Source organism: Nocardiopsis sp. N85 (assembly GCF_028882275.1).
GTDB lineage: Bacteria > Actinomycetota > Actinomycetes > Streptosporangiales > Streptosporangiaceae > Nocardiopsis > Nocardiopsis lambiniae.
In genome coordinates, this window is the sequence record NZ_JARBUT010000017.1 from 85614 (window position 1) to 105721 (window position 20108).

A 20108-nucleotide genomic window follows, 5' to 3' on the forward strand; every position below is an offset into this window, starting at 1 on the left:
GCCCGCCGACCAGGGCAGCGGCACGGCGAACAGCACCAGGACGCCACCGGTGATCCCCATGCACGCGGGCCGGCCCGACCACAGCAGTCACACCGCCCCGGCCGTCGCCCCGGTCGTGTACACGACGGCCGCGAGGCGCGGGTCCGTGGACAGGCGGCCGGTGAGCAGCAGGAGCGACCACGGCCGCGCAGATCAGGACCGCGTGGCCGGGCGGAATCCGGGGAGTGCGCATACCGGGGACGGTAGCCCACCGCACCCCCGCGGACATCCGACGAAAGTCAGGTCTCGGTTCGTCCCAGCGCGATCGCGGTCACACCGGCGAGCAGGGCGACCACCGCCAGCGCCAGAAAGCCCGCGTGCGTCCCGGAGGCGGCCGCGACCGGGGCGACGACCGCGAGGCCGACGGCGGCACCGGCTTCGTTGAAGGTGTTGAGCAGTCCCGACCCGACACCGGCCCGCTCCGGGGGGATCGGCGTGGACCCGGCGGTGTACAGCGGCACGAACATCGTCGGCAGGCCCAGGCCGAACACCCCCAACGCGGCGATGAGGACTGCGGTGTCCCCCTCGGAGGTGGCGGCGACGATCGCGAGGATAGCGGCCAGTTGCACGACCACGCCGCTCAGGTGGACCCGGGCCATCCCGACGCGGTCCACAAGACAGGGGATCGCGATGGCCGCGACCAGGGAACCCAGACACAGCGGTAGCAGGGCCAGCCCGGTCTCCAGCGGGGACAGGCCGCGGGTGTTCTGGAGGTGGTCGCTGGCCAGGTAGAGGGTTCCGAGCATGAGCGTCGCGGCCAGGAGCAGCCCGAACCCGGCCCAGGCGTAGGCCCGCACCCGCAGCAGGGACACCGGCAGCAGTGGATCGTCTGCGCGGTTCTGATGCCGCACGAGCAGGGTGAGAACCACGGCCGAGGCGGCGAGGGCGAGCCAGGGCCACGGTTCCGCGGGCCCCTCGTGCAGACGGGTGAGCCCGAAGCACAGCAGCCCGATCCCGAGGGTGGCGACGACGGCGGTCGGCAGGCGCAACCGTGTTCCCGCGGCTCCCGGCATCGGGGCGAGCCGAGCGAGCGCGGCGACGAGGACGGCCAGGAGGATCGGGACGTTGATGAGGAACGCCCACCGCCAGGAGAGAGACTGCACGATGAGCCCCGCCCAGGATGACCCCGACGGTCGCGCCGACGACCCCCAGCCCGCTCCACACGGTCAGGGCGGTTCCCGGGCGGGCGGGGAAGCGCCCGTAGTCGGCCACGATGATGGACAGCGCCGCGGCCGACAGCATCGCGGCGCCCGCGCCCTGGCCCAGGCGAGCGGCGACGAGGACCGGTGCGCTCCCGGCGACGCCGCAGGCCAGGGAGGCGGCACCGAACACGGCGAGGCCGATGAGGAAGGCGTTGCGCCGCCCGATGGTGTCGGCCAGCCTGCCGCCGAACAACAGCAGCGCGCCGTAGGTGAGGACGTAGCCGCCGACCGTCCACTGGAGCGCGGAGGCCCCGGCGCCGAGATCGCGGCCGATCGAGGGCAGGGCGACGTTGACGACGGTCGAGTCGAGCATGATGAGCATCTGTGCGATGCCCGCGATCGCCAGGGCCGACCAGTTCGGGGGTGCCGGGGGCGGGGAGGCGGGCGAGGCCGGGGACGTGGGTGAGGGTGGGTGGACCGGGGAGGTCTCGGCGGGGGTCGGCTCCGTCATGGGGGTGACCTTTCGGGTCGGAGACAGGGCACCCGGCACATTTATATGCGCGGGCATATTTCTGCGTCCGCTAGAGTACATGCCCGCGCATATTGTTTGCCCCGGCGACACCAGGACAGCGAAAGGAACCGGCTGTGACCTCGCACGACGCCCCCGACACCGAGGCCGCAGGGCGCGCCCTCGATTCCTGGCTCGGCATCGCCCGCCCCGTCGAGGCGATCGGTGCCGCCCTGGAGTCCGCCCTCGGGGAGCACCACGCGATCTGCCTGACCGCCTACGAGATCATGCGCCTGCTGTCCGACGACGGCGGGTGGACCCCCCTGGCGGAGGTGTGCCGGGCCGTCGACCGCTCCCAGCCCCGCATCTCCCGCCTGGTCACCCAGATGCAGGATGAGGGGCTCGTCGACCGCGCCCGGGTCGACGGCGACGGCCGCGCGTTCCGCATCCGCCTCACCCCCCGGGGCCGGGAGGTCCACGCCGCCGCCTCGGTGACCCTCGTCGAGGTCCTGGACCGGGCGGCGCGCGAGGACTCCCCGGTCACCCGACTGCTGGGCGCGCGCACCGCCTGAGCCGTGACTCACACGGCGGCGAGCACCGCCGCGCCGACGAAGACGACCTGCATGACCGTGCGGGCCGGCAGCGGGGTCGCCGGCTTTCCCGCCAGGGACACACCCCGGCGGGCCGCCGAGACGTTGGCCGGGAACATGGCGAGCAGCAGCAGCGCGAGACCGATCGCCGCGAACCGGGCGGTGGGCGGGAACAGCAGGGCGGCGGCTCCGACCAGCTCCAGGACACCGGTGACGGTGACCAGCAAGGACGGATACGGAAGCGTCGGCGGGATCATGGCGACGAAATCGCGGCGCCACGAGGGCAGGAAGTGCACCACCCCCGTCAGGACGAACATGAGGGCCAGACCGCCGCGCAACGCGGTCTGCCAGTCCAGCGCCTCCACTCCGGCCAGGCCGAGCAGCCACAGGAACGCGGTACCACCTATCAAGGCGATGAGGGGAGCCATGTGCGGCCTCCAATCTTTCCAGTGACAAGATTGCCGCCACGCTTGAATCTTGTCAATGGCAAGATAGGGTGGATCCGCTAGCGCGACCTTCGGAACGGGGAGGTGGGAAGGATCGCCCAGCGGACCTACCATCACGGTGACCTGCGGCGCACCATCATCGACGCCGCCTTGGCGGCGACCGGGGAAGTCGGCCCGACCGGGTGGAGCCTGCGCGAACTGGCCCGCCGCGCGGGTGTCTCGCACGCCGCCCCCGCTCATCACTTCGGCGACAAGACGGGACTGCTGACGGCCGTGGCCGCCGAGGGCTTCGCGCTGTTCGCGGACGCCCTGGAAGCGGCGGCCGGGGAACCTGTGGAGGTCGGCCTGGCCTACATCCGCTTCGCCATCGACCACCGTTCCCACTTCGAGGTGATGTTCCGCCCCGAGCTCTACCGAATGGACGACGAGAGCATGCGGCCGGCCCGCGAACGCGCCGCCGCCGCGCTCGCCGCCAGTGCCGGAGCGCTGTCGCCCGATCCCGAACGGGTCCGGGCGACCACGATCGCCGCGTGGTCGTTCGCGCACGGCTTCGCCGAACTCTGGCTGAGCGGCTCTCTTCCGGAGAGCGCGGACGGGGACCCCGAGTTCCTCGCGCGTTCGGTGATCGGGGTCCTCTTCGACAGGGACGGGGAAGCGGACCGATAAGGGACCACGCGGTGCCGAACCGGCCGAGGGAACGGCCGAAGGACCGGCCGAGGGCACCACCGGGACGACGAGAACGCCGGCGACGGACGTGCGACCGGGGTCGACGACGGTTCGGTGACGCCGATCGGGCCGCACCGGATCCGCACGAAAAGGCACGACGATGACCGTTGACCCGGTCAACCGAAAACGGGGAGTCGTGATACGAGGGTTCGATCATCCGCGAGGGAGTACGTCGTGGGACTCGCTTTCCGCGTTCCCTGGAATGGACGGCGGCGCGGTGACGGCCCGACCGCCCCGCATCCCCCTTCCGGGCCCGGAGGGAAACCCCCTTTGCCCCAGCCCACGACCGTGCCCGTGGTGGCTTCCGAGAGCTGTGAGAAATGGCGTCTCCGCAGGTCGATCCCCCTTTATCACCTCATCGGCGCGGCGGCGAGCACTGCGGTCCTCCCCTTCCTGGCGAAGTTCCACCCGAGCGTCCCGGAAACCCCGGCCCGGTTCGGTGTGGGAACGCCGGGGCCAGAGGTCGTGGCATCCGCGGAATACCCGAGTGGGCTCCTCGCGGGCGGACCGCTGGTCCTCCAAGCCCTGCTGTTCCTCCGTCTCGTGTCCTCGTTCCTTCGACCGCGGGACCTGCCCGAGGGCGGGACCACTGCGTGAGTGGGGGCGGCGATGGCCCGAGTGCGGGCCGGAGACGCGATGAGGGGGTCCGGCCGATGAGCGGCGCTCCGTCCCGGCTCCTGCCCGGGCACCTGATGCCGCCGGCGGTGCAGTGGTTCGCCCAGGACCACCCGCGCTCGTACGGGGCGATCATCGGAACCGTCACGGGGCTGGTGACGGTTCTGTTGACCGTGCCGATATCGACCGAGGATCGATTCGGGCTGCCTGACGCGGTGCCGTGGCTGGTCGGTGCCCTCTGCGCGGTGTCGTCCGTGGTGATCGGGGTCTGGAGCACGGAATCGGACGTGCGGCGGGCGATCTTCGACGGGGACCGCGAGCGGTTCCGGGAGGCTCAGCGCCTGGTCCGCCTGGGCCGCCTCGGAGGCGACGCGGAGGTCGATCGGGCGGCGGCGCGGTACGCGCGATCGGTCATGAGCGCACCGGTGGGGCACCCCTGGCAGGGCGTGCTCTGTGGCTTCGCCGTACCGCTCTTCACCCTTCTGGGTGTGGCCCGGATCGGCGAGGGGTCGTTCGGGTTCGCCACCACCTACCTGACCTCAGCCGCCGTGTGCGCGTCGTACCTGGTCGTGGCGTTTCCGCTGATCGCGCACCGCAGGAGGCGGGCCCGCGCCCTGCTCTTCCTTTTCTCGTCGAGCCCTTGAACCTCCAGGAGGACCGTTGACCCCCGCTCCCTCTCCTCCCGCACCGGACCGGGTGGCCTCGGCACGGCGCGGGCGGATGCTCGTCCTGTGGATCTGCTCGGGCGGGTTCGGCCTCGCCATGGGCGTGACGTTCGCGGTGACCATGGTCTTCCTCGGATCCGGCTCCCTGACGGGTGAGGGTGTGCCCCTGGTGTGGGTGGTGGTGGTCTTCCTGCTGACGGGGCTTTTCTGCGGGATGGGGTTCGGCCTGTTCATGTGGCACGCCATGGGCGGTCAGGCCGGGTTCCCGCCACCGGGCGCGACCACGGCGACGCGGCGGGCCGCCGCACGGGCGGTGAGGCGGCATCGGCCCACCGGGGACACACCGGTGGACGGAACCGCCCGGGTCGCCGCGGAGAACGTTCTCCGGCGGTCGCCCTGGCTCACCCTGCGTCTTCCCCTCATCGTCTTCCTCGTCGGCTTCGGTACGAACGCGTGGTCGATCCTCGACCGGTTCCCCTGGCCGGAGGGAATCCTCGCGGTCCCGTGGGGCAACCTCCTCGGCTTCGTGCTCTTCGCTTCCCTGCTGACCGTGGCCCTGCCGCTGACGGCTCGGGGCAGGAAGGACGCGCGCCTCTTCCTCGACGCTCTGGGCGAGGCGGAACGGGAGCGGCCGGCCCCCGGGACGGGTCGGTAGCGGGCCGGTCCACGACCGGGCCCCGGCCGGGACACGGGGCGCTCGTACGAGCCGGGTCCGGGGGTCCTCCGGCCGGGTTTGAGACGGTGTCCCAAGGCCGCCGTGTCCGTACGGCTCGCGGACCGAGCGAGGGGATTCGATGAGGACGTCAGGCGCGCAGCGGGGGTTGATCGCGGTCACGCAGGTGCTCGCGCTCGCCGTGTGGTTCTCGGTGTCGGCGGTCGTGCCGAGCGTGCAGCACGATCTGGGGATCTCCAGTACGGCGTCGGTGTGGCTGACCGGGTCGGTACAGCTCGGCTTCGTGACGGGGGCACTCGCCTCGACGGCGCTGAACCTGGCCGACCGCATGCCGGTGCACCTGCTGCTCGGCACCAGCGCGGCCCTGGCGGCGGCCTGCACGTCCGTGGTGGCGCTCTTCGCCCAGGACCTGCCGTCCATGATCGCGCTGCGGTTCCTCACCGGCGTGTTCCTGGCGGGCGTGTACCCCACGGGCATGAAGCTGATGGCCTCCTGGGCCGGTTCCTCCAGCCGGGGCCTGTCCATGGGTCTGCTCATCGGTGCCCTGACCCTCGGTTCGGCACTACCGCACCTCATCGGCGGCCTCGCGGTGCTGCCATGGCGGGAGGTCCTCCAGGCCACCGCGGTCGTGGGCGGCGTGGGGGCGGTCATCGCGCTCACCGCCGTGCGCGCCGGCCCCCACTTCGCGAGCCGGGCGGTCGTCCTGCGCCCCCGCTACGCGTTGCGCATGCTGTCCGAACGGGAGACCCGGCTCGTGAACCTGGGCTACTTCGGGCACATGTGGGAGCTCTACGCGCTGTGGACGTGGATTCCCGTCTTCGTGCTCCACGCCCCGGCCTCCGCCTCGTTCGCCGGATACCAGCAGGTCATGGTGTTCGTGGCGATGGGGGTGTTCGGGTTCGCGGGGTGTCTGGTCGGCGGGTGGGCGGCGGACCGCTACGGGCGGAGCCGGGCGGCCGTCACCGCGCTCGCCGTCAGCGGCGCCTGCTGTGTCCTGTCACCGTTGGCGTTCGGTTCACCCGCCCCGGTGCTCGCGGTGTTCTGCGCCCTGTGGGGCGCATCGGTGATCGCCGATTCCGGCGTGTTCTCCACCGCGCTGTCCGAGGTCGCGGACCGGTCCATGGTCGGCACCGCGCTGAGTGCGCAGACCGCCATCGGCTTCGCGCTCACCGTGTTCAGCATCCAGCTGGTGCCGCTGGTCGCCGAAGCGACGCACTGGCGGTACGCCTTCCTGGCGCTCGTTCCGGGACCGATCATCGGCGCGATCGCGATGGCCCGGTTCCGAGGGGGGTCCACCGCGGTTTCAGAACCGTCCGGTCCGTGACGCGGACGGCGATCTCGTCATGCGGGCCCTACGGTGAGGTCTTCACGGTCTTCCGGAAACGGAATCGGGCGCGTGCCCTTCCGCGAGATCTCGAAGGTTCGGGGCGGGTTCCCGGGTCTCGGATGCGAATTCGACCATCCCCTGGTGAGGGTGTGACTCCCGAGAGAACACCGGGATGGGTTCGACGGGCTTCATCCACAGGAGCCGGGGGCGTCTTCCGGTGAACGGACGGCACTGGTTCCATGAAAGGGATCTCCGGGAAAGAGGTGGGACCGTGACGGGAACCGACACCCGAGCCCCCCGGTCGGCCGTGCCCGACCGGTCCCCGCCGGGTCGGTCTCCGCTGGCGGAGGTGAGCGACCCCGACACACGCGGACCCGTGCGCTACCTGTGGTGGTTGACCAGGGCGCAACCCGGGCGGGTGGCGCTGGGGTCCTTCTGGGGCATCGTGTGGACGTTCAGCCTGTTGGCACCGCCCTATCTGATCTCCCGGGCCGTGGACGAGGGGCTGCGGGCCGGCGACCGGGCGGCGCTGCTGTGGTGGACCGGCGCCTTCACCGGAGTCCTGGTCGTCACCGCGATCACCTCGATCATGCGGCACCGCACCATGACGATGGTCCGGACGCACGCCTCCCTGCACACCACACGGGCGTTGGCCCGGCACGCCGTCCGGGTGGGCGCGCCGTTGTCGCGGAGGACCTCCTCCGGTGACCTGTCGGTGGCGCAGTCGTTGGACGCGGGCCGGATCGGGCAGATCCTCACCCTGTTCGGGCCGGGCGTCGGCAGCGTCGTGGCCTGCGTGGTCGTACCGGTCATCCTGTGGGGCTTCTCGCCACTGGTGGCACTGGTGGTGATCGTCGGGTTGCCGCTCACGGCGGCGGTGCTGGCGCCGTTCCTGCGACGGATGCACACGCGGCAGAACGAACACCGGGAACGGGAGGGCGCGCTCACCACTCTGGCCGGGGACATCGTGGGCGGGCTGCGGGTCCTGTGCGGGATCGGCGGGAAGGAGCGGTTCGCCCGGCGGTACCGGGAGGGGTCCGGGGAACTGGTGGGCACCGGGTACCGGCTGGGATCGGCGACGAGCTGGTTCGAGGAGATCAGCGGGTGCGCTCCGGTGGTGTTCACGGCCGTGATCACCTGGGTCGCCGCCCGGCTGGCGGTGGCCGGGGAGATCACCGTGGGCGAGACCGTCGCGGTGTACGGGTACGCCGCGGTGCTGATCGTTCCCGTGTTCTCCCTGGTCGAGACGGCCACGGACGCCAGTCGGGGCCAGGTGTCGCTGACACGGGTGCTGCGGCTGCTGCGGGTGGAGCCGGAAAGGTTCGGCGACGGCTCGGCACCGGCGCCGGAGGGCCCCGGCGAGCTGGTCGACCCGGAGTCGGGGGTGCGGGTGCCGGTGGGGTCGATGGTCGCGCTGGTGAGCGCCGATCCGGCGGTGGCGGCCGAGGTGGCGGATCGGCTGGGCGGCTACGTCGACTCGTCGGTGACCTGGGACGGGGTTCCCCTGCGCGACGTGGACCGGGCCGTGGTGCGTCGACGGATCCTGGTGTCCGACAACGACGCCCACCTGTTCGCCGGGTCGTTGCGGGAGGTCGTCGACGTGCACGGCGACCGGGAGGAGGCCGAGATCGGTCCGGCGTTGCGCACGGCGGCGGTGACGGACGTGGTGGAGGCGCTGCCGAACGGGCTCGACTCGCCGGTGGAGGCGCAGGGGCGCGATCTGTCGGGCGGGCAACGACAACGGGTACGGCTGGCCCGTGCGGTGCTGGCCGATCCGGAGGTGCTGATCCTGGTGGAGCCGACGTCGGCGGTGGACGCGCACACCGAGGCCACCATCGCCGGTCGGCTGTGGGCGGAACGCCGGGGTGCCACCACGGTGATCGTCGGTACCTCACCGTTGGTGGCGGACCGCGCCGATCGGGTGGTCCTCCTGGTCGAAGGTCGGGTGGCGGCGGAGGGTTCGCACGGGGAACTGGTCGCGGACCGCGCCGACTACCGGGCGTTGGTGCTGCGGGGCGCGGACGAGGAGGACACCCGATGACCGGCGGGGACACGGCGGCGGCACCGAGGGCTCCCATGCCCCGCGGCGCGCACGGAGGAGAAGGGTCGATGACCGTCAAGGACGGGACCGGAGCGGGGACGTCGGTGAACCCGGTGTCGCGCGGCACGAACGCGGACGGCGCCGCGCCGCGCTCGGGCGGGCCGGCCCGCCCGAGGCCGGGCGGCGGGGGCCGGGAGGAGAGACGATGACGGCGGCGTTGCCGGTGGCCTCGCGCGAGGTCGTGCGGGGTGAGCTGCGTCGGCTGATGGAGGCCGAGCGCGGCCCGTTGCTGCGCATGCTGCTCGTCACCTGCGCGGCCTCCGGGATCGGGTTGGCGGGCCCGTACCTGGTGGGGCGGATCGTCGACCTCCTGGAGGCGGGCACCGCGACGGTGTCGGCGGTGGACGGGTTGGCGGTGGTGGCCGTGGTGTGCGCGATGGCGCACCTGGTGCTCAACCGGTACGCGAAGCTGAGCGCCTTCCGGTTCGGGGAGCGGGCGCTGGCCGGGCTCCGCGAGGACTTCGTGGACCGGGTGCTGGCACTGCCCGCCCGGGTGGTGGAGCGGTCCGGGACCGGAGACCTCACGACACGGGTGACGGCGGACATCGCCGCCGTGGGGACGACACTGCGGACGGCGGTGCCCGACATCGTCCCGGCGTCGCTGCGGATCCTGTTCCTGCTCGCCGGGGTGTTCTGGCTCAGTCCGCTGATGGGGGCGGCGGTGCTCATCGGGGTGCCACCGACCTGGCTCGCGGTGCGCTGGTACCTGCGCCGGTCCCGGGACGCCTATCTGGCGGAGGGCGCTGCCGGTTCGACGGCGGTCGAGGGGGTCACGGAGACCGTGCGTGGCGCACGCACGGTGGAGGCGTTCGCTCTGGGCGGCCGGCGGGTCGCGCGGGCCGACCGGGACGCGGTGGAGGTGTACCGGGCCCGGCGGCGCACGCTGCGCCTGAGGTCGGTGCTGTACCCGGTCACCGATCTGGCGTTCTCCGTACCAGCGGTGGTCGCCCTCCTGGTGGGCGGGCTGCTGTACCTGGACGGCCGGGTGGCGCTCGGTGTGGTGGTCACCTGCTGCCTGTACATGCTCCGGTTGCAGGACGCCGCCGGCTGGATCATGCTCTGGATCGAGCAGCTCCAGCGCAGCGGGGCGTCGTTCGCCCGGGTGTTCGGGGTGGGCGAGGTCGCCGGGGGGCCACGGCCGGAGGGCCCGGCTCCGGTGGACGATCGGATCGAGGTCCGCGACGTCCACTACGCCTATGTGGACGGCCGGGACGTGCTGCGCGGGATCGATCTGACGGTGCGTCCGGGTGAGCGGTGGGCGATCGTGGGGCCCTCCGGGGCGGGCAAGACCACCCTGGGCCGGTTGTTGGCGGGGTCGGACGCACCGCGTTCGGGCCGGGTGCTGGTGGGCGGGGTCCCCGTCGCCGATCTGGGCCCACGGGAGTCGCGCGAGCGGATCGTGATGGTGAGCCAGGAGCAGCACGTGTTCGCGGGAACGCTGCGGGAGAACCTGGCGATCGCGGCCGAGGAGGCCGACGACGCGACCCTGGCGGCGGCGTTGACGGTGGTGGACCCCGATTGGGCGGTGGCGCTGCCCGGGGGTCTGGACACCCCACTGGGTCCGGGCGGGGTGGCTCTGGACCCGGCCCGGGCGCAGCGGGTGGCACTGGCGCGGGTGGTGCTGGCCGATCCGCGCACGGTGATCCTGGACGAGGCGACCTCGCTGCTGGATCCGACGACGGCCCGGCACGCGGAACGCTCGCTGGCGGCGGTGCTGGAGGGGCGGACGGTGATCGCGATCGCGCACCGGTTGCACACCGCGCACGACGCCGACCGGATCGCGGTGGTGGAGGACGGCCGGATCACCGAACAGGGGTCCCACGCCGCGCTCGTCGACGCGGGCGGCCCCTACGCGGCGTTGTGGCGGTCCTGGCACGGCGTCTGAACGGAGAGCGGCGGAAGCCCGGAGGGGACCGGCCCCCTCCGCCGGTCCGGAGGAGGCGTTCCGAGGGCGGACCACGGAAGGCGTTCACGGGAGTCGCGCCACCACGATCGGCACCGGTCCCACATCGCGATCGGCGGCCCCTCCGCCTCCCGTGTCCCCCGACCTCTCAGGACAGAACACCCGATACGCAGAGGCTTCACGGCAAGGGTGCGGCGCTGATCGGCGCCGACGGGTGAAGAACACTCGCCCCCGTCGCGTCCGTGCCGCAGCCCCGGCCCTTCACGAACCCTTCCCGCGTACCGTCCAGGAAGCGCGGTCCTGCTCCGGGGGCCTCGGCTCGCGCCGGGCGGTACGGAAACGGTCCCGGTAGGCCGAGGGCGTCAGGCCCAGGCGCCGCCAGAACACCCGGCGCAGCGACTCGTCGCTGCCCAGGCCCGAGCGCTCGGCCGCCCCCGTGACGCTCTCCCCGGCCTCCAGCAGCGCGCACGCCGCCTCCAGCCGCACCGACTCCACGTGGGCGGCGGGCGTACCGCCTAGGCGCTCGCGGAAGAGCCGGCTCAGGTGACGGGTGCTCATCCCCGCCCGGCCGGCCATGGCCGGCACCGAGTGGTCGCCCGCCGGATCGGCCGCCACCGCGTCCAGGACCGGGCGCAGCACGTCCTGGCGCGGGCGCGAGGTCCGTGCGGTGACCGAGAACTGCGACTGCCCGCCCGGCCGCTGGAGGAAGACCACCAGGTCGCGGGCGACCTCGCGGGCCAGGGCGGACCCCTCGTCCTCCTCCACCAGCGCCAACGACAGGTCCAGGCCCGCGCTGACCCCCGCCGAGGTCAGTATCCGACCGTCACGGACGTAGATCGCGTCCGGTTCGACCCGGACCCGTGGGAAGGTGCGTGCGAGCAGGGCCGTGTGGCGCCAGTGCGTGGTCGCCCGGCGGCCGTCCAGGAGCCCCGCGTCGGCCAGAACGAAGGCCCCCGTGCACACCGAGGCCACGCGCTCGCTGCGCCCCGCCAACGCGTCGACCGCCTCCGACAGTCCCTCGGGCCGGGGACGGCGGGGCAGGTCGGGGGAACCGGGCACGATCAGGGTGTGCGCTTCCCGCACCCGGTGGACGGCGGTGTCGACCCCCAGGCGGGTGCCCGCGGAGGTGAGCACGTCCCGACCGGTGGGCGAGCAGAGGGACACCGTGTACTCCCCACCCTGCCCGGCCGCCGTGGTGAACACCTCCACGGGGGCGGTCACGTCCAGCAGCCGGACACCGTCATAGGCCACCATCACGATGGCGCGTCTGGTCATGACCCGAGACTAAGGGTCGGGCGTGTCCGAATGTGTGGGGTCGTCGTCCCAGAGGACATGGCGGCGGACCGTCCCGGACCGGCAGGCTCGGACACGTCCCACAGGCGCCGGTACGGCCCCGGACGCCGACCACGACCACCACCCACGAGGAGACCGCGATGACCCGCCCGCCCCTGCCGCCCTTCACCGAGGCCGACGCACGAGCCAAGGTCCAGGCCGCCGAGGACGCCTGGAACACCCGTGACCCCCACAAGGTGTCCCTGGCCTACACACCCGACTCCGTCTGGCGCAACCGCGACCGCTTCCTCACCGGGCGGGACCGGATCCGGGACTTCTTGACCGACAAGTGGAAGCGCGAACTCGACTACGCCCTGCGCAAGGAGCTGTGGGCCTTCGGCGCGGACCGCATCGCCGTCCGCTTCCAGTACGAGTGGCACGACGACCGGGAGCGCTGGTGGCGCAGTTACGGCAACGAGCTGTGGGAGTTCGACGCCCAGGGGCTGATGCGGCGCCGCGAGGCCTCCATCAACGACGTGTCCATCACCGCGCGGGAGCGCCGCATCCTCGGCCCGCGCCCCCGGGACGAGCACGGCGTCCCCTTCCCCCTGGCGTAGCGGTTCTCGGCTCGGGGTCGGGTGTCGCCGGGAGGGAGGCCCCCGGCCGATCGTCCGGGGGTCGCGGGAGTGGAGGCGCCGGTGGCCGGAGAACGGACGGATCGTCGCGGGTGACGGCGTACCCGGCGGCGGCGCTCCCCGGATCGTGGGCCCCGTCTCCCCCGACCACCGCGGCTTCGAGGGGATGGAGGTACGCCGTCACCGCTTCCGGCCGTTCGTCGGGGCGGGCGGGCACAATGACCCTCAGGCACCACCGGCACCGAGGAGTTCCCATGACCGAGCAGCGCTGCGCCTGGGCGCGTAACGCGCCGGACCTGATGACCGCCTATCACGACGAGGAGTGGGGACGCCCCTCGCACGACGACACGCACCTGTTCGAGATGCTGGTGCTGGAGGGCGCGCAGGCCGGATTGTCCTGGGCCACGGTACTGAACAAACGCGAGAACTACCGCGCGTTCCTGGACGGGTTCGACTACACGCGGATCGCCGAATACGACGAGGACCGCGAACGGGCCCTGCTGGCCGAGCCCGGCATCATCCGCAACCGGCTCAAGGTCGCCTCCCTGGCCCGCAACGCTCGGGCGTTCCTGCGGGTGCGCGAGGAACACGGCACCTTCTCCGCCTACCTGTGGTCCTGGGTGGACGGTACCCCCCTGATCGGCCGGTTCGCCGACCAGGCCGAGGTACCGGCGAGCACCCCGCTGTCCGACCGGGTGAGCAAGGACCTCAAGAAGCGCGGGTTCACGTTCGTGGGCACCACCATCGTCTACTCCTACCTCCAGTCCACGGGGGTGGTGGACGATCACCTGGTGGGCTGCCCGGCCAAACCCGCCGGAGACCCCGAGGCCTCCGCGGCCTCGACCGGGGCACCGGTCGAGACCGTACCGTCCGGCGGGTGAGCGACGGGGCCTTCGTCACCCGGGGCTGAACCGCCGCCGGCCGGAACCGTCGGCGCGGGACGGTGACCGCCTCAGCGCCCCGCCCCGTCCGCCGGATCGCGGAGGAAGCCGAGCGCGGCGTCGGCGCGCCCCTCGGAACGAACACGCCCTCGCAGGTCGGCCCGGCTTCGGAGGGGGCGGGGAAAAACACCCGCGACAGCGCTGCGGGCGGTTCCTGGGGGCACTCCCGGGAGTACGGTGCAGGGGAACGGATCACGACGCACGACCGAAAGGGCCGCCCGTGGAGGACATCGATCTGTCACTGGTCGGCGACCTGTACCGCAGGTACCGCACACCGCTGGCGAAGGTCCGCGACGAGCAGCGCGCGTTCCTGCGCGCGACGGCGGGGAGGATGACACCGCAGCTGGACGACCTCGAAGCGGAGATCACCTACCTGCTGTTGCGCGAGAACCGGCCCCAGACGGTGATGGAGCTGGGCACCTTCCACGGTTGGTCCACCACGTGGATCCTGTCGGCGCTGCGTGACAACGGCACCGGGACCCTGCACTCCTTCGACATCGTCGACCATGTGGTCTCGAATGTGCCGAAAGAGCTCGCCGAGGGTCGCTGGCACTTCCACCAGGGCGACATCAGGGAGTCCCTGGACCGGGTGCCGACGGACATCGGCCACCTGTTCGTGGACGCCGCGCACAATGGCCGGTTCGCCCGCTGGTACCTGTCCGAGCTCTTCCCCAAGGTGGCCCCCGGCACCCCGGTGAGCGTCCACGACGTGTTCCACGGCCGATGGGCCCTGCCCTTCACCGAGGGGGCCGTCGTGTTGTCGTGGCTGCGGCGCACCGACACGGACCACCTGACCGTCTCGCGCCGGCGCGCGCCCGCTCCCTACACGGCGCTCATGGAACTGCGCGAGGAGCTGGGCCTCGGCGAGCCGGTGCGCGACCGCACCCGCAACCCCATGATCTTCTTCCGCATGCCCAAGCCCTGACCGCCCGCCCCGGCCCACGCGGCCGGGGCGGTGCGGGTCACAGGGCGGCGGCCTGGCGGGCCAGCTCGGTGATCCGGTCCCAGTCGGCGGTGGCGACCGCGTCGGCGGGGGTCAGCCAGCTGCCGCCCACGCAGCCCACGTTGGGCAGGGCCAGGTAGGTGGGGGCGGAGGCGGACGTGATGCCACCGGTCGGGCAGAACCGCACCTGCGGCAGCGGCCCGGACAGGGACTTGAGGAAGGCGGCTCCGCCCGCGGCCTCGGCCGGGAAGAACTTCAGTTCCGTGAGACCGCGCTCCAGCAGCGCCATGGCCTCGGAGACGGTGCCGACACCGGCCAGGAACGGCAATCCCGTGTCGGTCATCGCGGAGGCCAGGGTGTCGGTGCAGCCGGGGCTGACCAGGAACCGGGATCCGGCCTTCTCGGCCGCCCGCGCCTGGTCGGGGGTGACCACGGTGCCGGCCCCCACCACGGCCTCGGGGACCTCGGCGGCGATCCGCTCGATGGCACCGAGCGCGGCGGGGGTCCGCAACGTCACCTCGATCCCGGGCAGGCCGCCGGCGACCAGCGCGCGGGCGATCGGCACGGCCGTCTCGACGTCGTGCAGGACCACCACCGGCATCACCGGGGCGAGGGCGAGGATGTCGCCGCCCGATCGGGGCGTCGTCGTCATGGAAGGGTTCTCCTGTTCGATCGCGGTCAGTGGCCGAAGACCCCGGCACCGGCCTCGGCGGGGCCGACGGCCGCGCGCAGGGCGGTGAACAGCTCCCGACCGGTGCCGGTGGAGGAGTCCACGCTCGGGCGGGCGGGCTCGCGACCGCTCAGGTCGGCGAGCACCTCCAGGGTGCCGGTCCGGGCGTCGAGGCGGACGATGTCGCCGTCGCGGACGTAGGCGAGCGGGCCGCCCGCCTCGGCCTCCGGGGAGACGTGGATGGCGGCGGGCACCTTGCCCGAGGCGCCGGACATGCGGCCGTCGGTGACCAGGGCCACCTTCTGGCCCCGGTCCTGGAGGACGGCCAGCGGCGGGGTGAGCTTGTGCAGTTCGGGCATGCCGTTGGCGCGCGGTCCCTGGAAACGCACCACCGCGACGAAGTCACCGGTCAGCTCGCCGGCGGAGAAGGCGGTCTGGAGTTCGGCCTGGTCGGCGAAGACCCGGGCGGGGGCCTCCACCACGTGCCGGGACGGGTCCACGGCGGACACCTTGATGACGGCGCGCCCGAGGTTGCCGTCGAGCATCCGCAGGCCGCCGTCGGAGGCGAAGGGGTCGTCGGCGCTGCGCAGCACCGAGGTGTCGCCGCTCTCCTTGGGCCCGTCGACCCAGGTCAGAACGCCGTCCCGGAGTTCGGGGACCTGGCGGTAGGCGCCCAGTCCCGCGCCCATGACGGTGCGCACGTCCTCGTGGAGCAGCCCGGCGTCGAGCAGGGTGCCGATGAGGAAGGCCATGCCGCCGGCCTCGTGGAAGGCGTTCACGTCGGCGGCGCCGTTGGGGTACATACGGGTGAGCAGCGGCACGATCTCCGACAGTGCGGCGAAGTCGTCCCAGTTCAGCTCGATACCGGCGGCACGGGCGATGGCCACCAGGTGCAGGGTGTGGTTGGTGGAGCCGCCGGTGGCCAGCAGGGAGACCACGGCGTTGACGATGGCGCGCTCGTCGATCTGCTCGCCGAGCGGCGTGTACCCGTCTCCGACGGCGGTGCGGGCCAGGACCCGGCGTCCCACCTCGGCGGTGAGCGCCTCCCGCAGCGGGGTGCCCGGCTGCTCGAAGCTCGCGCCGGGCAGGTGCAGGCCCATGACCTCCATGAGCATCTGGTTGGAGTTGGCGGTGCCGTAGAACGTGCAGGTGCCGGGCGAGTGGTAGGCGGCCGACTCGGCCTGGAGGAGTTCGCGCCGGTCGGCCTTGCCCTCGGCGAAGCGCTGGCGCACCCGCGCCTTGTCCTTGTTGGGCAGACCGGAGGGCATCGGTCCGGCCGGCACGAACGCCACCGGCAGGTGTCCGAAGGCCAGGGAACCGATGAGCAGGCCGGGCACGATCTTGTCGCACACACCGAGCATGAGGGCGCCGTCGAACATGTCGTGGGACAGGGCGACGGCGGTGGACATGGCGATGACGTCGCGGCTGAACAGGGACAGTTCCATCCCGGCGCGGCCCTGGGTGACGCCGTCGCACATGGCGGGCACGCCACCGGCGAACTGGGCGACGCCGCCCGCCTCGGCCACGGCGGCCTTGATGGTCGCCGGGTAGGTCTCCAGCGGCTGGTGCGCGGAGAGCATGTCGTTGTAGGAGGAGACGATCGCCAGGTTCGGGGTGACGTCCCCGGCGAGGGCGAGTTTGTCGGAGACTCCGCAGGCGGCGAATCCGTGGGCGAGGTTGGCGCAGCCCAGCGCGGTGCGGGCGGGTCCCTGTCCGGCGGCACCGGCGATCTTGGCCAGGTAGGCGGATCGGGATTCGGTGCTGCGGTCGGCGAGGCGACGGGTGACCTCGGCGACGACAGGGTGGACGGTGGGGATGTGCGCGGTCATCAGGCTTGCTCCTCTTCGTACCACGTACGGCCGGTACGGCCGATGAGCCGGTCGGCGCCCGCGGGGCCGGCGCTCCCGGCCGGATAGGTCTCGGGGACGAGGTCCAGGTCGGCCCAGGCGGCGATGACGGGATCCGTCCACCGCCAGGCGGCCTCGACCTCGTCGCGGCGCATGAACAGGGTGGAATCGCCGGTCAGCACGTCCATGAGCAACCGCTCGTAGGCCTCGGGAGAGCGGGTGGCGAACGTGTCGGCGAAGCTGAGCTCCAGCGGGACCGACCGCAACCGCAGCGCGCCCGCGCCGGGGGTCTTGGCCAGCATGGTGAGGTGTATGCCCTCGTCCGGCTGGAGGCGGATGACGAGACTGCCGCCGCCGGTCGCGGCGCCGGGGAAGATCGTGTGCGGCACGTCCCGGAACCGGATGACGATCTCCGAGCGGGCGCGGTCCATGCGCTTGCCGGTGCGCAGGTAGAAGGGCACGCCGGCCCAGCGCCAGTTGGCGATCTCGGCGCGCAACGCCACGTAGGTCTCGGTGGTGCTGTCGGTGGGGCCGCCGGGCTCGTCGAGGTAGCCGAGCACCTCGGTGCCGTGCAGGACACCGCTTCCGTAGCGGCCCCGCACGGTGTCCTCGCGGACGTTCTCGCCGGCGAGGGGCTTGAGGGCTTGGAGGACCTTGAGCTTCTCGTCGCGCACGGCCTCGCGGTCATAGCTCGCCGGGGGCTCCATGGCGGTCAGGCACAGCAGTTGCAGCAGGTGGTTCTGGACCATGTCGCGCATGGCCCCGGCGGTGTCGTAGTACCCCTTGCGGCCACCGACGCCGACGGTCTCGGCCGCGGTGATCTGCACGTGGTCGATCCACCGGGAGTTCCACAGGGGTTCGAGGAAGACGTTGGCGAAACGCAGCACCAGGAGGTTCTGCACCGTCTCCTTCCCCAGGTAGTGGTCGATCCGGTAGGTCTGCTCCTCGGTGAAGATCGCGCCGACCTCGGCGTTGACGGCCTGCGCGGAGGCGAGGTCGCGACCCAGGGGCTTTTCCATGACGACCCGGGAGTCGACGGTGACCAGGCCGGCGTCGGCCAGGCCCCGGCAGATGGCACCGGAGATCATCGGCGGGACCGCGAGATAGAAGACGCGGTCGCGGTCGGGGTCGAGGGTGTCGGTCAGCTCGGTCCAGCCGGTGGGGTCGCCGCCGACGTCGACGGTGATGTGGGAGAGCCGATCCAGGAACCGGCGCAGTACGGCGGTTTCGGGGACCTGGACGGCGTGGTGGCCCTGAACCGCGGCGTCGGCCTTGTGCCGCAGATCGGCGTCGGTGAGCCCGTCGCGGGAGACCGCGATGACGCGGGTGCTCGGGTGGAGGTGGCCGTCGCGGTCCAGCAGGTACAGGGAGGGCAGGAGTTTGCGCATGGACAGGTCACCGGTGCCACCGAAGACCACCAGATCGGTGGGGCGGGGCGCGGACTGCTGCGGCATGTCGAGGTGCTCCAGCGTGGGGATGAGGTGACGGAAGGGACGGAAAGCGTGCGGGGTTCGCCGAGCGGGAGACGCGGGAGGTCCTCCGAGCGGCGTGGTCCGTTCGTCCCTTTCGACCTTAATCCTCGATATGGTAAAAAACCAAGCACACTTCAGAACACTTCTTTACAGAAGATCCCATGTTCGGAAACCTGACCGAGTGGTTGAATGAGATATGGCCAGAACCCCGGGACGCCTGTCCTCCGCTGCCACGACGAGCGGTCACCTCCTGGAGCTCATCCGCACCGGCGCGGCGACCAACCGGTCCGAGCTCTCCCGCGCGACCGGGCTCTCCCGTCCCTCCGTCGCCCTCCGCCTGACCGAGCTCATCGACAGCGGCCTGGTGATCGAGGGCAGCGGCACCGTGTCCAGCGGCGGTCGCCCCCCGTCGCTCCTGGAGTTCAACGCCGACAGCGGACTGCTGCTCACCGCGGCCCTGGGCATGGCGCGCAGCCAGGCCGCCGTCTGCGACCTCAACGGTGAGATCCTCGTCCGCACGCCCGGTTCCCCCCACATGGCCTCGGGCCCCGACGCCACCGTCCCCTGGCTGCTCGAAACCTGGTCCGAGCAGCTCACCTCCCTGGGCCGGGACCGCGCCGAGGTGCGCGGCGCCGGCATCGGCCTGCCCGGCACCGTCGAGTTCCACGCCGGACGCGCCGACGACCGACCCCTTCTCGGCAAATGGGCCGGAGTACCGCTGGCCCCGCTCATCGCCGAACGCTTCCCCGTGCCCGTCATGGTCGACAACGACGTGAACGTGATGGCCCTGGGCGAACACCTCGCCGGCGGTCACGGTCACCCCGGCGACATGGTCTTCGTCAAGGTCTCCACCGGTATCGGCGCCGGCCTGATCTCCGGCGGCCGACTACTGCGCGGCGCCCTCGGCGCGGCGGGAGAGATCGGCCACATCCCCGTCCGCGACGGCCAGGGACTGCCCTGCCGCTGCGGCAACACCGACTGTCTGGAGGCCGTCGCGGGCGGTCCCCGTCTGCTGGAGCGCGCCGCGGAGGAGGGCCGGGAACTCGACAGCATCAAGGAGTTGGTCGCCTTGGCCGCGGCGGGGGATCCGGTCGCGGTGACGCTCGTCCGCGAGGCCGGCCGACGACTCGGCGAGGCCCTCGCCGGGGCCGTCAACCTGCTCAACCCCGAGGTCGTCGTGCTCGGCGGCGACCTGTCCGAGGCCTACGATCACCTGGTCGCGGGAGTGCGGGAGATGGTGTTCCAACGGTGCACCGCGCTGGCCACCCGGCAGTTGCGGGTGGTGGCCAGCAGTCTGTGGGACGACGCGGGGGTGCGTGGCTGCGCGGCCATGGTGGCCGAGGAGATCCTCTCCCCCGAAGCGGTGAACAAATTCCTGGCGGGATAGATCCCACACCGAGGGGAAGACCCCTCTCGGTGGTCCCGCACCGAGCCCACCGACCGTGACCGACGGCGCCCTCGCGCCCCGCCCCTCCACCTGCGACGACGCCGTCGCCTCCGTGCCGCGTGCCCGCGACGGCACTTGACAAGCACCCCCTGCGTGCCGAATAGTCACCCACCACCCGGCCCCGCTACCGCACGCCTCCCCGCCCC

17 protein-coding genes and 1 pseudogene are annotated in these 20108 nt (G+C 72.4%); 11 read left to right on the forward strand and 7 right to left on the reverse strand.

Annotation, left to right across the window (positions count from 1 at the left end; all coding sequences use genetic code 11):
• Positions 1–278: 278 nt before the first annotated feature.
• Positions 279–1142 (reverse strand): MFS transporter, encoded by an 864-nt coding sequence (locus tag PWG71_RS21500; protein ID WP_274811732.1) that lies wholly within the window; start codon positions 1140–1142, stop codon positions 279–281.
• A gap of 64 nt (positions 1143–1206) precedes the next feature.
• Positions 1207–1773, reverse strand: a pseudogene (locus PWG71_RS28860) (MFS transporter); the annotation flags it as partial.
• A 53-nt stretch (positions 1774–1826) separates the two neighbouring features.
• Between PWG71_RS28860 and PWG71_RS21505 the strand changes: the two are divergent.
• The gene (locus tag PWG71_RS21505) at positions 1827–2261 is read left to right on the forward strand and encodes a MarR family winged helix-turn-helix transcriptional regulator (RefSeq protein ID WP_274811733.1); all 435 of its coding nucleotides are present in this window, start codon (positions 1827–1829) and stop codon (positions 2259–2261) included.
• Between the two features lie 8 nt (positions 2262–2269).
• Here the strand turns inward: PWG71_RS21505 and PWG71_RS21510 are convergent, their stop codons facing one another.
• Positions 2270–2707 (reverse strand): DoxX family protein, encoded by a 438-nt coding sequence (locus tag PWG71_RS21510; protein ID WP_274811734.1) that lies wholly within the window; start codon positions 2705–2707, stop codon positions 2270–2272.
• A 102-nt stretch (positions 2708–2809) separates the two neighbouring features.
• Between PWG71_RS21510 and PWG71_RS21515 the strand changes: the two genes are divergently transcribed.
• The 6 genes from PWG71_RS21515 to PWG71_RS21540 all read left to right on the forward strand — a co-directional run bounded on the left by PWG71_RS21515 (position 2810) and on the right by PWG71_RS21540 (position 10717).
• Positions 2810–3391 (forward strand): TetR/AcrR family transcriptional regulator, encoded by a 582-nt coding sequence (locus PWG71_RS21515; protein WP_274811735.1) that lies wholly within the window; start codon positions 2810–2812, stop codon positions 3389–3391.
• A gap of 713 nt (positions 3392–4104) precedes the next feature.
• Positions 4105–4710, forward strand: a complete 606-nt coding sequence (locus tag PWG71_RS21520) for a hypothetical protein (RefSeq protein ID WP_274811736.1) — start codon at positions 4105–4107, stop codon at positions 4708–4710.
• 16 nt (positions 4711–4726) lie between these two features.
• The gene (locus tag PWG71_RS21525) at positions 4727–5386 is read left to right on the forward strand and encodes a hypothetical protein (protein WP_274811737.1); all 660 of its coding nucleotides are present in this window, start codon (positions 4727–4729) and stop codon (positions 5384–5386) included.
• Between the two features lie 139 nt (positions 5387–5525).
• Positions 5526–6728: an MFS transporter gene (locus tag PWG71_RS21530; protein WP_274811738.1), complete on the forward strand. Its 1203-nt coding sequence runs from the start codon at positions 5526–5528 to the stop codon at positions 6726–6728.
• A gap of 352 nt (positions 6729–7080) precedes the next feature.
• Complete coding sequence (locus PWG71_RS21535; RefSeq protein ID WP_274811739.1) at positions 7081–8772, forward strand: ABC transporter ATP-binding protein; 1692 nt, start codon at positions 7081–7083, stop codon at positions 8770–8772.
• Positions 8773–8977: 205 nt separating this feature from the next.
• Positions 8978–10717 carry an ABC transporter ATP-binding protein gene (locus tag PWG71_RS21540; protein ID WP_274811740.1) on the forward strand — a complete coding sequence of 580 codons (1740 nt, stop codon included), beginning with the start codon at positions 8978–8980 and terminating at the stop codon, positions 10715–10717.
• 279 nt (positions 10718–10996) lie between these two features.
• Here the strand turns inward: PWG71_RS21540 and PWG71_RS21545 are convergent, their stop codons facing one another.
• A complete protein-coding gene (locus tag PWG71_RS21545; protein WP_274811741.1) occupies positions 10997–12010 on the reverse strand; it encodes a GlxA family transcriptional regulator in 1014 nt (337 codons plus the stop codon).
• Positions 12011–12168: 158 nt separating this feature from the next.
• On the opposite strand from PWG71_RS21545, the gene PWG71_RS21550 reads away from it, so the two are divergent.
• From PWG71_RS21550 to PWG71_RS21560, 3 genes are all read left to right on the forward strand, one after another.
• Entirely contained in the window at positions 12169–12624 is a 456-nt protein-coding gene (locus PWG71_RS21550; RefSeq protein ID WP_274811742.1) for a nuclear transport factor 2 family protein, read from the forward strand.
• Positions 12625–12896: 272 nt separating this feature from the next.
• A complete protein-coding gene (locus PWG71_RS21555) occupies positions 12897–13523 on the forward strand; it encodes a DNA-3-methyladenine glycosylase I (protein WP_274811743.1) in 627 nt (208 codons plus the stop codon).
• Positions 13524–13803: 280 nt separating this feature from the next.
• A complete protein-coding gene (locus tag PWG71_RS21560; RefSeq protein ID WP_274811744.1) occupies positions 13804–14508 on the forward strand; it encodes a class I SAM-dependent methyltransferase in 705 nt (234 codons plus the stop codon).
• 37 nt (positions 14509–14545) lie between these two features.
• On the opposite strand, the gene PWG71_RS21565 is transcribed toward PWG71_RS21560, so the two are convergent.
• The 3 genes from PWG71_RS21565 to zwf are packed head-to-tail and all read right to left on the reverse strand — an operon-like array spanning position 14546 to position 18497.
• The gene (locus PWG71_RS21565) at positions 14546–15178 is read right to left on the reverse strand and encodes a bifunctional 4-hydroxy-2-oxoglutarate aldolase/2-dehydro-3-deoxy-phosphogluconate aldolase (RefSeq protein WP_274811745.1); all 633 of its coding nucleotides are present in this window, start codon (positions 15176–15178) and stop codon (positions 14546–14548) included.
• Positions 15179–15204: 26 nt separating this feature from the next.
• Entirely contained in the window at positions 15205–17025 is a 1821-nt protein-coding gene (edd, locus tag PWG71_RS21570) for a phosphogluconate dehydratase (protein WP_274811746.1), read from the reverse strand.
• A complete protein-coding gene (gene zwf / locus PWG71_RS21575) occupies positions 17025–18497 on the reverse strand; it encodes a glucose-6-phosphate dehydrogenase (RefSeq protein WP_274811747.1) in 1473 nt (490 codons plus the stop codon). Before zwf ends, edd begins: the two co-directional genes overlap by 1 nt.
• 214 nt (positions 18498–18711) lie before the next feature.
• On the opposite strand from zwf, the gene PWG71_RS21580 reads away from it, so the two are divergent.
• The gene (locus PWG71_RS21580; RefSeq protein ID WP_274811748.1) at positions 18712–19902 is read left to right on the forward strand and encodes an ROK family transcriptional regulator; all 1191 of its coding nucleotides are present in this window, start codon (positions 18712–18714) and stop codon (positions 19900–19902) included.
• Positions 19903–20108: the final 206 nt, after the last annotated feature.

Excerpts from the sequence above, each read along its gene's own strand:
- PWG71_RS21510 (WP_274811734.1), bottom strand. The coding sequence starts at position 2,707 with ATGGCTCCCCTCATCGCCTTGATAGGTGGTACCGCGTTCCTGTGGCTG.
- PWG71_RS21520 (WP_274811736.1), top strand. The coding sequence starts at position 4,105 with ATGAGCGGCGCTCCGTCCCGGCTCCTGCCCGGGCACCTGATGCCGCCG.
- PWG71_RS21530 (WP_274811738.1), top strand. The coding sequence starts at position 5,526 with ATGAGGACGTCAGGCGCGCAGCGGGGGTTGATCGCGGTCACGCAGGTG.
- PWG71_RS21540 (WP_274811740.1), top strand. The coding sequence starts at position 8,978 with ATGACGGCGGCGTTGCCGGTGGCCTCGCGCGAGGTCGTGCGGGGTGAG.
- PWG71_RS21545 (WP_274811741.1), bottom strand. The coding sequence starts at position 12,010 with ATGACCAGACGCGCCATCGTGATGGTGGCCTATGACGGTGTCCGGCTG.
- PWG71_RS21550 (WP_274811742.1), top strand. The coding sequence starts at position 12,169 with ATGACCCGCCCGCCCCTGCCGCCCTTCACCGAGGCCGACGCACGAGCC.
- PWG71_RS21555 (WP_274811743.1), top strand. The coding sequence starts at position 12,897 with ATGACCGAGCAGCGCTGCGCCTGGGCGCGTAACGCGCCGGACCTGATG.
- PWG71_RS21565 (WP_274811745.1), bottom strand. The coding sequence starts at position 15,178 with ATGACGACGACGCCCCGATCGGGCGGCGACATCCTCGCCCTCGCCCCG.
- edd (WP_274811746.1), bottom strand. The coding sequence starts at position 17,025 with ATGACCGCGCACATCCCCACCGTCCACCCTGTCGTCGCCGAGGTCACC.
- zwf (WP_274811747.1), bottom strand. The coding sequence starts at position 18,497 with ATGCCGCAGCAGTCCGCGCCCCGCCCCACCGATCTGGTGGTCTTCGGT.
- PWG71_RS21580 (WP_274811748.1), top strand. The coding sequence starts at position 18,712 with ATGGCCAGAACCCCGGGACGCCTGTCCTCCGCTGCCACGACGAGCGGT.